The sequence below is a fragment of the Reyranella massiliensis 521 genome, from assembly GCF_000312425.1.
In the GTDB taxonomy this organism is placed as follows: Bacteria; Pseudomonadota; Alphaproteobacteria; order Reyranellales; family Reyranellaceae; genus Reyranella; species Reyranella massiliensis.
In genome coordinates this window covers 2,432,779-2,444,992 of the sequence record NZ_HE997181.1, presented here as the reverse complement: position 1 = coordinate 2,444,992, position 12,214 = coordinate 2,432,779, and the positions used below count along the sequence as shown (strand labels likewise).

Here is a 12,214-nt window from a genome sequence, read left to right as displayed (position 1 = left end):
GGGCGTTATCCAGCGCGCTCGATCAAGTCTTCGAGCAGTCGTTTGAGCTGGGCGGTCGCCTTACCGCCGTAGTTCTTGGCGATGTGCGCTTCCTGGCCGAGGGCCAGCGGCGCCAGGCGCTTCGCCAGCTCCTTGCCGCGGTCCGAACAGAAGATCAGGACCTTGCGGCGATCCGCAGGATCGGAAATGCGATAGACGAGCGAGTCGGCGACCATGCGGTCGATGGTCTTGGTGAGCGTCGGATGGTTGAGCAGGGCCGCTTCGGCCAGATCGCCCATGGACCGTCCGTTGCCATCCGACAGCACCTTGAGGATGCGCCATTGCTCGACGGGCACGCCCTCGGCGCGCAATCGTGCGTCGAGCTGGCGGTTGATCTCGCGATTCGCTTGAGCAAGCAGATAGGCCAGATGCACGGTGATAGGTGAATCGGCGGAAGAAGAATTTGACACGGGCGACCTCGGAACCTGCCAAAGGCACGGAACATGCATGCTCGACGATGCGCCTTTATATGTGCTTCAATTGTTGAAAATTCAACAATATTTGGCGGCAGCCTGTCCGGGCAGCGGGGGAAGCGGTTGACGGTTTCGGACGCGTGGCCGGGGGCTCATGATGGCAGGATACGGAGGCTGACATGCGGCGATCTCCCTTGAGTCTTGTCGACGAGGCTGCGGACCCGTGCTGATGCTCGAGGCGCCATATTCGGCCCTTGGGTCCGGTGGAGGCGCGCCCATTGCCGGCGCCTTGCTTCCCGGCCTGCCGAAAACGCTCCGGCGGGACAAATCCAAGTTACGGGTCGCGCACTTCGTCACGATGACCGGCACAGCGGGTATCTGGGGGCCGTCGTCGCTCAACTGCGCCGTTCTCGCCGCCCATCAGATCAATGCGCGCGGCGGGATCCTGGGACGCGAACTGGAACTCACCGTCGTCGATAGCGGCGCGGCGATCGAGAAGGTGACGCGCGACGCCGAAGACATCGTCGAGTTCGATGGCGCCGATGTCATCGTCGGCAACCATATCAGTGCGGTTCGCATGTCGTTGCGCGGGACATTCGCCGGCCATCTCCCCTACATCTATCCCTCGATCTACGAAGGCGGCGAACGAACGCCCGGCCTGTTCGCCATCGGCGAGACCCCGCCGCAACAGGCGCGCCCGGCGATTGCCTGGCTGGCCGAGCGCAAGCATGCCCGACGCTGGTATCTGATCGGCAGCGACTATGTCTGGCCCTGGCTCTCGCATCGCGAGGTCAAGAGCTACATCGCCGAGACCGGAGGCAGGGTCGTGGGCGAGGATTTCGTCCCGCTGGGCAACGACGACCATCATCGCTATGTCGAGCGCATACGGGCGCTGCAACCCGATGTCGTCTTCATCTCGCTCATCGGCCTCGACGGCATTCTCTTCAACCGGCTGTTCGCCGAATACGGTCTCAGCGAGAAGGTGTTGCGGCTGGCAAACTGCATCGACGAAACCGTCCTTTTGGGAATCGGCGCCGACAACACGACGAACTTGTTCGCGGCCTTCGGCTACTTCGCCAGCGTGAGAACCGCATCCAACGAAGCGTTCCTCGCCGCCTACCAGAAGGCGTTCGGAGCCTCTGCGCCGGTTCCGGGCGCCGTGGCACAGGCGAACTACGAAGCGCTCTATTTCCTGGAGGCGCTGGCGCGCAAGTCCGAGACGCTGCACCTGCCCAGCCTGACCAGCAGTGCGTCGAACATGGTCTATCGCGGAGGGCGGGGGCCCGTCGGGCTGCGTCACCGGCGCGCCGAGATGCCGATCTACTTTGCGGAAGCCGACGGCTTCGACTTCAAGTTGCTCGAAAAGTTCTGACGCTTGGGCGCCGAACTTAAACTATTTGAAAAGTGAAAATTTTCTGTTTTAAATACATGGGGTGTGCGGTTCTCGCGTAGCCAACGCGTCGGGCCGCAGTGGCTGCGATCGCATGCGGTGACCATGGGTATCGAAATCAAGCTTGTGTTCGATCTGCTCGCCTTCATGTCGGTGATGGTGCTGATCGTGCTGGGGCTTGGAATCATCGCCAGCATGATGGGCATCTTCAATTTTGCCCACGGCGAGTTCGTCCTTCTCGGCGCCTACACCGTCTACGTCTTCGAAAGCAGCGGCCTGTCGGCCTGGGCCGGCATCCTGGCCGCGCCACTGGTGCTGGCGCTGATCGGCCTCGTCCTCGAACGGCTGGTCATCCGGCGCTTCTATGCCTCGCCCATCATCGCGATGCTGGGAACCTACGCGGTCGGCCTGGTCATTCGCGAGATCGTGCGCGGGCTGCTGGGCGGCCACTACAAGTCGATCTCCGAACCGCTGCCGGGCGCCTTCACGGTCTTCGGCGTCGACTTTTCCATCTGGCGCACCGTCATCGTCGTCGTTACGGCGTGCGTCATCGCCGGGACGTGGCTGTTTCTGGCGCGCACTTCGGTCGGCCTGCAGGTGCGCGGGTCGCTTGAAAATCCCAACCTTGCGAGAGCCTGCGGGATTTCGACGTCGCGGCTCTACGCCTTCACCTTCGCCTTCGGCGCAGCTCTCGCCGGATTGGCCGGCGCGCTCATCGTGCCGCTCTACCAGCTCTCGGCGGATATCGGCACGCGCTTCCTGGTGCAGGCGTTCCTGTCGGTGATGCTGGGAGGTGTCGGAACTTTCGAAGGGCCTGTCCTGGGGGCCGCAGTCGTCGGCGGCATGGCAGCGGGCCTGCCCTGGCTCGTCATGCCGGTGCTCGCCGATCCGCTGGTTTTCATCATCGCGTTGGTAATCGTGAAGTTCCGTCCACAAGGATTCATTACGCAGGGGAGGCTCTGAACATGAGCGACAAGGTGCATTCTCTGGGTCGTCGACGTCTCTTGGGCGCCGGGGCGCTTGGTGCCGCCGGCTGGATCGCCGGGGGTGGCGGCTGGATGCTGGCGCCAAAGGGCGCCTTTGCCGCCGATCCCATCCGCATGGGCATCGCCACCGACATCACGGGCGCCATCGCGCCGTCCGGCAACGCCAACTGGCAGGTGGCGCAGTTCACGGTGGAACAGATCAACAAGAGCGGCGGGGTCGCCGGCCGGCCGATCGAGCTTTTCCTCGAAGACACGGCGTCCGATCCCAAGATCGCCGTCGGCAACGTGCGCAAGCTTATCCAGGAGCGGAAGGTCAATGTCGTGCTGGGCGGCATCACCTCGGCGATGCGGCAGGCGATCAAGGACCCGATCGTCAATCGCGGCCGCACGCTCTACATCTATCCGCAGCTCTACGAAGGGCAGGAGTGCACCAAGTCGCTCTACTGCACGGGGCCGACGCCGGCGCAGCAGTGCGACAAGCTCATTCCCTATCTGATCAAGACGGCCGGCAAGAAGCGCTTTGCCCTGCCGTCGGCCAACTATGTCTGGCCGCAGCTCCTGAACAAGTATGCCCGCAAGGTCATCGAGGCCAACGGCGGGGAGGTCGTGTTCGAGGAATACTATCCGCTCGACCAGGCCGAATACTCGGCGACCATCGGCAAGATCCGCGATGGCAAGGTCGACTGTGTCTTCAACACCGTCATTCCGCCGGGCCTGCAGCCCTTCGTGAAGCAGCTCTACGAATCGGGCTTTCAGAAGAACGGCGGCGTCCTGAGCTGCGTCTACTACGACGAGAACCTGCTGAACTATCACCCGGCCCAGGAGATGGACGGGCTCTATAGCTGTCTCGACTACTTCCAGTCGGTCGACGATCCGTTCAGCAAGCAGCTCCAGGCCGACTACTCCAAGCGCTTCCCCGACACCAAGTATCTGTTCACGGCAGGCTCCGCCTCGACCGGCATGTATCGCGGCATCAAGCTCTACGAGGCGGCGGTCAAGGCAACGAACGGCGACCTGGCGCGCGATCCGGTGTCGGCCGCCATGGACAAGGCCAAGATCGACCAGGGACCCGGCGGCGGCGCCGAGATGGTACCCGGCAAGATGCACTGCCGGATGAACATGTACATCGCGCAGTGCAAAGTCGATGCCGGCAAGACGCGCTACGCGGTGATCGAAAGCGACAAGATGGTCGATCCCAAGGAATGCTGACCAGGGAAGCGTCCGGATGGCCGTGGTAGCCGAGCGTGTGTCCGAACGCCGGGGAACACGCTCCCCTGCGTTCCGTCGAGTCCTTCCCTACATCGAGGGAGGTGCGCTGGTCGTCGCGTTGATCGTGCCGATGGTGTTGAGCGAGCGGACGGACCTCATCACCCTTGCGACCAATGTCCTGATCCTCTCGCTGCTCGCGATCAGCTTCGACCTGTGCTGGGGCCTCTCGGGCATCATGAGTTTCGGCCAGGCGCTCTTCTTCGGCGTCGCGGGCTATGCCATCGCGCTGGTCGGGCGCGATCTGGAGTTCAGCGAACTCTGGGGGACGCTGCCGCTCGCCATGCTGGTCGGCCTGCTGCTGGCGGCCCTGTTCGCGGCCTTCCTGCTGCTGGGCCGCAAGCCGCCGACCACGATCTTCGTGGCGCTCGGTACGCTCACGGGCGCGTATGCCGCCGAGCGTCTGGTGTCGGGCTGGCAGTATGTCGGCGCGGGCAATGGCCTGTCCTCGGTGAAGCTGCTGAAGATCGGCGCTTACGAATTCGTCGAAGGGGTGGCCTTCTACTTCCTCGCCCTGGCGCTCTTGATCCTGATCTATGTCGGGGCGCGCTTCCTCAAACGGTCCCAGCTTGGGCTGGTGCTGGCCGGCATGCGCCAGAACGAGGAACGGCTGGCCTTCTTCGGCTATCGCGTGCAGCTCTTCAAGGCGGTGGTCTTCTCCCTGGCCGGTCTGGTCGCTGGCCTCGGCGGCGCGCTCTACAGCTACCACCAGGGCTTCATCGGTCCCGGCAACATGGGGCCGGGCCTTTCGACGACGGCGGTGCTGTACAGCCTGCTGGGCGGATCGGGCACGCTGATCGGTCCCGTGTTCGGGGCGGTGACGGTCGAGGTTCTGTCGTACGTGCTGTCCGACATCGACGCGATCAAGCCGATCTGGCCGGTGATCCTCGGGCTCATTCTGCTGGGCGTCGTGATGTTCCAGCCCAAGGGCATCCTCGGCCTCTTCGTGTCGGACCGCGAGCGCATCGGCTCCTACGGCCGGCGCCGGCGGGACGGGTGAGGCCGCCATGGCGCTCCTCGAAATCCGCAACGTCAGCAAGACGTTCCGTTCCCTGAAGGCGCTGGATGGCGTCGACATCGACGTGCAGGCGGGGACGTTTCATGGACTGATCGGCCCCAACGGTTCGGGCAAGAGCACGTTGCTCAAGGCGATCGCCGGTGCGCATTTCGCCGATAGCGGCACCGTCGTGTTCGACGGCCACGACATCACGCGCGCCACGCCTTATGAGCGTGCACGTGCCGGTCTCAGCCTCAAGTTCCAGATCACCGCCGTGCTCCCGGAACTCTCGGTCTACGACAATGTGCTGCTGGCAATGCAGTCGACCGAGAGCCTGTCGCGGCTGCTGCTCTCGCTGTCGCGCCGTGCGCTTGACGCCGACGTCACGAGTCTGCTCGAACGCTTCCGGCTCATCGATCGTGCCGACGACCTGGCAGGCGAGCTGAGCCACGGCCAGCAGCAGTGGCTGGAGATCGCCATGGCGCTGGCGCTGCGGCCGAAGCTGTTGCTGCTCGACGAGCCGACCGGCGGCATGAGCCCGGAAGAGCGGCGCGTCACCGGCGAGCTCCTGGCGCCGATCAAGGCCCATTGCTCCCTGATCATCGTCGAGCACGATCTGCATTTCATCCGCGACATCTGCGACCGGCTGACCGTGCTCGACCAGGGCAAGGTGCTGGACCAGGGCGATGTCGAGGCGATCCAGCGCTCTTCCAAGGTCCAGCAGGTGTTTACGACCCGTGTCTGACTCAAGCCTCCTGCAGGTCGATGGCCTCTGCGCCGGCTATGGCCGCAGCCAGGCGCTGTTCGGCGTCTCGATCGAGGCGCCGGCGCGCGGCGCCGTCGCCGTGCTGGGCCGCAACGGTGCGGGCAAGTCGACCCTCCTGAAGGCGCTGTTCGGCGAACTGCCGCCCATGTCCGGAAGGATTCGCTTCGATGGCGCCGCTGTAGAGCGGGAAGTGGCGGAGCGCCGGGTGCGGCGCGGCATCGGCTACGTGCCGCAGGAGCACGGCATCTTCACCAAGCTGACGGTGCGCGAGAACCTGCTGCTGGGCTGCGTACGCCAGCCCGATCGCTCGGGCATGGATTACGTGCTCGATTTCTTTCCCAAGCTGGCGCAACGCCTGTCGCAGACGGCCGGCACCTTGTCGGGCGGCGAGCGCAAGATGCTGGCGATCGGCCGCGCCGTGCTGGGCAGGCCGAAGCTCATCATGCTGGACGAGCCGACCGAGGGCGTGTGGGTCGGGGTGATCGAGGAGATCGCCGACCGCCTGAAGCAGCTCTCGCGCGAGATGGCGGTCATCCTCGTCGAGCAGCATATCGAGCTGGCCCTCGAAGTCGCCAGCTACGCCTATGTGATGGATCGCGGCCAGGTCGCCCTCGAAGGTGCGGCTGCCGCCGTGAAGTCAGATCCGCAACTGATGCGGCATCTCGCACCCTGAATCCGGTATCGACTGAAAGAGGAGGAAGCCATGGCCGTTCAAGTTCCGACCGAAGAGCAACTGCGCGAGGTGGCAGCCGATGTCGGCCTGTCGCTGACCGATGCCGACGTGAAGTCCTACATCGACCTCATGCGGGGGAGCGTGGCGGCCTACAACGTCGTCGATGCGATGCCTGACAACCTGCCGCGCGTGAAGTATCCGCGCACGCCGGGCTATCGGCCGACCGGCGACGAGAACAAGCACAATGCCTGGTACGTCAAAACGAAGGTTGAAGGCGCCGCCCGCGGCAAGCTGAAGGGCAAGACCGTGGTGCTGAAGGACAACATCATGCTGGCTGGCGTGCCGATGATGAACGGCGCCGCGACACTGGAAGGCTATGTGCCCGACATCGACGCGACGGTCGTGCAGCGCGTGCTCGATGCGGGGGCCACGATCGTGGGCAAGGCGCATTGCGAGAACTTCTGCCTGTCCGGCGGCAGCCACACCAATGCGACGGGGCCGGTGCACAATCCGCACAAGATGGGCTACTCGGCCGGAGGTTCGTCGTCGGGCAGCGCGGTGCTGGTCGCGCTGGGCGAGGCGGACATGGCTTTGGGCGGCGACCAGGGTGGGTCGATCCGCATGCCGTCGTCCTTCTCCGGCACCTACGGCATGAAGCCGACCCATGGGCTGGTGCCTTATACCGGCATCATGCCGATCGAGATCTACGTCGATCATACCGGCCCGATGACCGCCAATGTCAGCGACAATGCCCTCCTGCTGGAGGTGCTGGCCGGCCCCGACGGCTACGATTCGCGCCAGATCAACGTCAAGACGCACCCCTACACCAAGGCGCTTCAGGGCGACATCAAGGGCATGAAGATCGGCCTCGTGACGGAAGGCTTCGCCCAGGCCAACGCCGAGAAGGACGTGAACGCCAAGGTCCGGGCGGCGGCCAAGAAGTACGAAGCGCTGGGGGCCGAGGTCAGTGAGGTCTCGATCCCCATGCATATGGTCGCGCCGGCGCTCTGGATGCCCATCGGCACCGAGGGCCTGACCCAGACCATGATGTGGGGCGACGGCTACGGCGTCAGCCGGCCCGATCTCTATGTCACCAGCCTGATGGACTTCCATCGCAACTGGCGCAATCGGGCCAATGAGATGTCGGACACGACCAAGCTGTTCACCATGTTCGGCACCTATATCCGCCGCTATTACGGCAGCCGCTACTACGGCAAGGCGATGAACCAGACGCGGCTGCTGACCGCGGCCTACGACAAGGCGCTCGACGACTTCGACCTGCTGATGATGCCGACGACGCCGCTGAAGGCGACGCCGTTGCCGCCCGCCGACGCGCCGCGCGAACTCTATGTCGAGCGCGCGCTCAACATGATTTCCAACACGGCGCCGTTCGACATCACCCATCATCCCGCCATGGCCGTGCCCTGCGGCATGTCGGATGGTCTGCCGGTTTCGCTGATGCTGGTCGGCAAGCACTTCGATGAGCCCACGATCTACAAGGCGGCGTTTGCCTTCGAGCAGTCGGGCGACTGGAAGAAGATGTAAGGCAGCCGTTGCCGCGGTCCTTCGGGCCCCTGAAGCCCGGAGGACCCTGCGGACGGGGCGGCTCTCGTACGGAACCGAAGCCATCGCACGGCAATCCCTGCTGCGCCTATCGCAGAGTAGTTGCAGGGCGGCACAAGCGGCGCCAATGCGTTTGCATTCGGTGCGGCGGTGGCCAAACTCGGCGTCTCGCAAGCAAGGGATTCGAGATGGCCAAACGTGTTGCAGGAAAGATCGCCGTCGTCGTCGGCGCCGGACAGACGCCGGGTGAAACGATTGGCAATGGCGCCGCCATTGCGCAGTTGCTCGCCCGCGAGGGGGCGACCGTGCTCTGCGTGGACAGGATTGCCGAGCGGGCGCAGAAGACGGCCGATCAGATCGCATCCGACGAGATCGCGCGCGAAACTTCCGCGGCGTCTGCCGTATCCTCTCTGGCCGCCGACATCACGAATGCCGCCGACTGCGCGCGCATCGTCGAGCAGGCGCTCGCACGCCATGGCCGTCTGGACATTCTCGTCAACAACGTCGGTATCGGCGGCGGCGGCGATGCTCCCGCCCATCGCCTCGAAGAGGCGGTGTTCGACCGGATCCTGGACGTGAACCTCAAGGGCATGTGGCAGACGATCAAGGCGGCCCTTCCGGCGATGCGCGAACGGCAGGGCGGGGCGATCGTCAACATCTCCTCGCTGGCGGCGACCAGCGGCGCGACGCAGCTTGCCTACGAAGTTTCCAAGGCGGCGGTGAACAGGCTGACGACGCACGTTGCCCAGTCCAACGCTCGCCACGGCATCAGGGCCAACGCCATCATGATGGGCTTCATGGACACGCCGATGGCGGTATCCGGAATTGCCCAGGCGACGGGCCGCTCGACGGCCGAGGTTCGCGCCGCGCGCGATGCGCAGGTTCCCCTGCGCGGCAAGATGGGGACGGGCTACGACACGGCTTATGCCGCCTTGTATCTGGCTTCAGACGAAGCCCAGTTCGTCACGGGCCAGATTCTCCGCGTTGACGGCGGCATGGGCCTCGGCCTCGCGTAAGGCACCGCGATGGACCGCCTTTGTCGTCGTGGCGCAGCCGTGACGAACGCAGATCACTTGAGGGTGATTGCAGGATAGCCCGGCAGGTTGGCGGGCAGTCCCGTCGTGAGGCCCGGTATGTCGACCGCAGCCGGATCCCAGTTCTTCCGGCCAAGCTCGTTTACCATCCAGAAGGCGACCGTGTTGGACAGCATCTCGCGCGAGTCCCGCAGCGAGTGCTTGAGACGGATCATGAACTGGTCGATCGCGTCGGCTGACGTGATGCCTGGGTCGCCCGGCAGCGCCGGCCGGCCGGGTAGGTAGATAGTGGGGATGTTGGAGAAGACGCGATCGGCGATCAGTTCGCGGTAGTAGAGCGGCCCCCAGACCTGCCTCGTGTAGTAGTTGAGACTATCCGCCGCTAGCTGCGCGTCGCCGAGGCCGGGGCGTATCTCCATGTAGGGCGCGATCTTTATCCGCTGGCCGGGGAGGGTAAAGCCCGATGCCGCCTGCAGGAAGCTCACCAGCCAATTGGTTCCGTCGGTCAGGCCCGCGGAAACGTTGCTGCCGGCCCGGCTGCTCACCAGCACAAGGGCGTTGGGCCAGTCGAGTTTTGCCTGCGCCAATGCGCGCTGCACTTCGGTCGCGGTGCGCACGGTGTCGAGCATGAACGTGGCGATCATGACGTTGCGGAACGGGATCGGGTACGCGGCCGATTTGCCGTTGAAGAAGTCGTCATTCACGTTCGCGACGGTAAAGCGGGTACCGTCGCCGAGCGAACCGGCATAGTCGATGGCGCGCGCGCAGGCATAGTCGACCATGGCGCGGATCTGGTCCTTGTGGGTTCGCCAGGAGGGGGGATCGAGCCGGTCGAGCCAGTTGTCCGCCGCGCGGCTGTTGAGTGCACGCACCTTGCGGACGTGGTCGACCAGCGATGCCAGACGCTCCTTCCAGCGCGGGTCGCCATCGGCTTTGATCTGGGCGAGGTAGGCCATTGCCGGGCCGATGTGACTGATCGCCGTTATCTCGAAAAACCCGCTATTGCGGTCTGCCCGGAAGCGCGCCTGCGCCAGCCGCGCGCCGCTGCCGCTGTCATAGACGTGGATGTCGGAACCGACGACCAGGATCAGAGGCGGCGGTGCCGCGTGGCTGCGCAGCAGGCCAAGCTCGGCCTCGCTCAGCATCTGGCCGATCGTCGGCCGGCCGGCGGGATAGTCGCGCTCCTCGTTGCCACTGAAGTCGAAGAACAGCTCCATGAACGGCGCGGGAGTCGTGTAGGCGCCGTCTCGCTGAGCCTGCGCCTGACTGCTGGCGATCAACGACAAGACCAATGCAAGGATGCCGGCTGGGCGCATGTCAGGTCTCCTGAGGTCTCGCGATGCACCGCGCTCTCGTGCCGGCGACGCAGCAGCAAATCTAGAGATCAGGCTGAGCACGAGGAAGATCACAAACTGCCCTGATCGCCCCCTAATCGCCCTTGAACAGCTTCTCCGTGGCCCGGACCTTTCCGCTTTCGATATCCCGCACGTTCACCATCGGGTAGCCGACCGGCGTGTCGGCGCTGGAGAGCCAGGCGTCCACGATCATGTTGCGCAATGCCGTGGCGCCGGCGGCAAGCCGGTCGGTCGCAAAGGCAATGCCCTGCGGGCCGCCGGGCTTGAGGTCGCCGTCCTTTTCGAGCGTGTAGAGCGGCTCGACCTGGGCCAGCGTGGCGAGCAGCAACGCCTTCGTCTGCGCCTCGATCGAGCAATCGCACGAACGATAGGGCCCGACCTTCGCGGCTATCGCGGCGCGCGAGAGATTGTCCCTGACGAACTCTCCCTCGAAATAGGCGTCGATGTCCTTGGTCGTGTAGCCGTGGGGATTGGGATAGTTCCCCCAGCCTTCGTAGTGCACGGAGACGTGCAGGGGCTGCGAGGCGTCGGCCACGTAGTGGCTCCACACGCCGAGGTCGCGCAGGGTGAGCATCTCCCGCAGTCGAAGATCGGATTCGAACCAGGCGCGCTCCTCGGGCGAGGAGGCGGTCTCGATTCCTTTCTTGGCGGCGCGCCAGTAGGCGAAATCCTTGCGGAGCTGCTGCCAGCCGTCGACGATCGCATAGGGCAGGTAGCCGGCCTTGTACTGGGTAAAGCCCTTGGCCCGCAGCAGCGTGTCGTAGTCCTCGCGCGTCTCCGGCAGGTCGGCCAGCGGCAGGACGCCGACGACCGAGCCGTCGTCGGCCAGCGACACCCAATGGCCCGGGTTGCGCTCGGCGTCGTGCGTGCGGCCGGCGCCCTTGGAGCGGTCCAGTTCGCGCCCCATGACGGCGATCTCGGCGATGGCTTCGGGCGTCCGCACGAAGACGGGGATCGAGTCCGGCAGTTTCTCGATCGCGATCCCGCTGATCCATTCGTGGCCGGTGGCTCCCCATGCCCAGCAGGGCAGGGGCCCGGCGACGGCGACTAGGCCGACGAACAGCGCGGCGAGCCATCCACCCCTGCGATTCATCGGACGTCAGCTCCTGTCGAGATCGCGCGGCCTGACGAAGGATTGAAGCTCGCAGGCTTCCGGGGCCAGGGCGCTCCACGGGCCGCGGGGCAGGCGCAGCGTCGCCAGCGCCCCCGTCGGATATTTTTCCCGCAGTTCGGACAGGGCCGGTTCAGGTCCATGACCGGCCAGCATCGCGGCCAGCTGGCCGATCCCGTCGTTATGGCCGATCAGCAGGACGGTCTTCACCTCGTCCGCCAACCTCTGCAATCGCCGGAGCAGTGCATCCTCGGAGGCGAGATAGAGTTCCTTCTCCAGGGAGATCGGCGGTGCGGGGAGGCCCAGGGCTTTCACGAGCGGCGCCAGGGTCTGGCGCGTCCGCATCGCCGTCGAGCAGAGGATCAGGTCGGGGCGGGGGCCCTCGGCCGCCAGATGATCGGCCATGACGGCGGCCGAGCGCTCGCCCCGCCGGTTCAGCGGGCGGTCGTGGTCGCTCAGGGCGGCGTTGTCCCAGGCCGATTTCGCATGCCGCAGGAGGAGGACTGTCTTCATGCGATAGACCGGAAAGAACCTTTCAGATCAATGGATTACTGAATTGCCATGACATGGTCATGTAGAGACGATACCGTTTCAATGAACCTTAGGGAGAGTACCCCGCTT

Annotated in this window: 12 protein-coding genes; 8 read left to right on the top strand and 4 right to left on the bottom strand. The window is 65.0% G+C overall.

Annotated features, from left to right (window positions below; translation table 11 throughout):
- Window positions 1–5 precede the first annotated feature (5 nt).
- Window positions 6–449, bottom strand: a complete 444-nt coding sequence (locus BN60_RS12070) for a MarR family winged helix-turn-helix transcriptional regulator (RefSeq protein WP_043283863.1) — start codon at window positions 447–449, stop codon at window positions 6–8.
- A 232-nt stretch (window positions 450–681) separates the two neighbouring features.
- Here BN60_RS12070 and BN60_RS12065 point away from each other — a divergent pair, with 232 nt between their 5' ends.
- The 8 genes from BN60_RS12065 (at window position 682) to BN60_RS12030 (ending at window position 9,109) form a co-directional block, all read left to right on the top strand.
- Window positions 682–1,824: a substrate-binding domain-containing protein gene (locus BN60_RS12065; protein ID WP_083856377.1), complete on the top strand. Its 1,143-nt coding sequence runs from the start codon at window positions 682–684 to the stop codon at window positions 1,822–1,824.
- A gap of 123 nt (window positions 1,825–1,947) precedes the next feature.
- The gene (locus BN60_RS12060; RefSeq protein WP_020696305.1) at window positions 1,948–2,805 is read left to right on the top strand and encodes a branched-chain amino acid ABC transporter permease; all 858 of its coding nucleotides are present in this window, start codon (window positions 1,948–1,950) and stop codon (window positions 2,803–2,805) included.
- Window positions 2,806–2,807: 2 nt separating this feature from the next.
- Window positions 2,808–4,037, top strand: coding sequence for a substrate-binding protein (locus BN60_RS12055; RefSeq protein ID WP_020696304.1), 1,230 nt, complete (start codon window positions 2,808–2,810; stop codon window positions 4,035–4,037).
- A gap of 16 nt (window positions 4,038–4,053) precedes the next feature.
- Complete coding sequence (locus BN60_RS12050) at window positions 4,054–5,094, top strand: branched-chain amino acid ABC transporter permease (RefSeq protein WP_020696303.1); 1,041 nt, start codon at window positions 4,054–4,056, stop codon at window positions 5,092–5,094.
- A 7-nt stretch (window positions 5,095–5,101) separates the two neighbouring features.
- Entirely contained in the window at window positions 5,102–5,836 is a 735-nt protein-coding gene (locus BN60_RS12045) for an ABC transporter ATP-binding protein (RefSeq protein WP_020696302.1), read from the top strand.
- Window positions 5,829–6,530 (top strand): ABC transporter ATP-binding protein, encoded by a 702-nt coding sequence (locus BN60_RS30095; RefSeq protein WP_020696301.1) that lies wholly within the window; start codon window positions 5,829–5,831, stop codon window positions 6,528–6,530. Before BN60_RS12045 ends, BN60_RS30095 begins: the two co-directional genes overlap by 8 nt.
- Before the next feature lie 30 nt (window positions 6,531–6,560).
- The gene (locus BN60_RS12035) at window positions 6,561–8,075 is read left to right on the top strand and encodes an amidase (protein WP_020696300.1); all 1,515 of its coding nucleotides are present in this window, start codon (window positions 6,561–6,563) and stop codon (window positions 8,073–8,075) included.
- Window positions 8,076–8,281: 206 nt separating this feature from the next.
- Window positions 8,282–9,109, top strand: coding sequence for an SDR family NAD(P)-dependent oxidoreductase (locus BN60_RS12030; protein ID WP_020696299.1), 828 nt, complete (start codon window positions 8,282–8,284; stop codon window positions 9,107–9,109).
- 53 nt (window positions 9,110–9,162) lie between these two features.
- Here the strand turns inward: BN60_RS12030 and BN60_RS12025 are convergent, their stop codons facing one another.
- The 3 genes from BN60_RS12025 to BN60_RS12015 all read right to left on the bottom strand — a co-directional run bounded on the left by BN60_RS12025 (window position 9,163) and on the right by BN60_RS12015 (window position 12,106).
- Entirely contained in the window at window positions 9,163–10,443 is a 1,281-nt protein-coding gene (locus BN60_RS12025) for a DUF5624 domain-containing protein (protein ID WP_020696298.1), read from the bottom strand.
- Between the two features lie 112 nt (window positions 10,444–10,555).
- Window positions 10,556–11,575 (bottom strand): hypothetical protein, encoded by a 1,020-nt coding sequence (locus tag BN60_RS12020; RefSeq protein WP_020696297.1) that lies wholly within the window; start codon window positions 11,573–11,575, stop codon window positions 10,556–10,558.
- A 6-nt stretch (window positions 11,576–11,581) separates the two neighbouring features.
- The gene (locus BN60_RS12015; RefSeq protein WP_020696296.1) at window positions 11,582–12,106 is read right to left on the bottom strand and encodes a SixA phosphatase family protein; all 525 of its coding nucleotides are present in this window, start codon (window positions 12,104–12,106) and stop codon (window positions 11,582–11,584) included.
- Between the last annotated feature and the right edge of the window lie 108 nt (window positions 12,107–12,214).

Coding starts and splice junctions, on each gene's coding strand:
- BN60_RS12065 (WP_083856377.1), top strand. CDS start 682: ATGCTCGAGGCGCCATATTCGGCCCTTGGGTCCGGTGGAGGCGCGCCC.
- BN60_RS12060 (WP_020696305.1), top strand. CDS start 1,948: ATGGGTATCGAAATCAAGCTTGTGTTCGATCTGCTCGCCTTCATGTCG.
- BN60_RS12055 (WP_020696304.1), top strand. CDS start 2,808: ATGAGCGACAAGGTGCATTCTCTGGGTCGTCGACGTCTCTTGGGCGCC.
- BN60_RS12050 (WP_020696303.1), top strand. CDS start 4,054: ATGGCCGTGGTAGCCGAGCGTGTGTCCGAACGCCGGGGAACACGCTCC.
- BN60_RS12045 (WP_020696302.1), top strand. CDS start 5,102: ATGGCGCTCCTCGAAATCCGCAACGTCAGCAAGACGTTCCGTTCCCTG.
- BN60_RS12035 (WP_020696300.1), top strand. CDS start 6,561: ATGGCCGTTCAAGTTCCGACCGAAGAGCAACTGCGCGAGGTGGCAGCC.
- BN60_RS12030 (WP_020696299.1), top strand. CDS start 8,282: ATGGCCAAACGTGTTGCAGGAAAGATCGCCGTCGTCGTCGGCGCCGGA.
- BN60_RS12025 (WP_020696298.1), bottom strand. CDS start 10,443: ATGCGCCCAGCCGGCATCCTTGCATTGGTCTTGTCGTTGATCGCCAGC.
- BN60_RS12020 (WP_020696297.1), bottom strand. CDS start 11,575: ATGAATCGCAGGGGTGGATGGCTCGCCGCGCTGTTCGTCGGCCTAGTC.
- BN60_RS12015 (WP_020696296.1), bottom strand. CDS start 12,106: ATGAAGACAGTCCTCCTCCTGCGGCATGCGAAATCGGCCTGGGACAAC.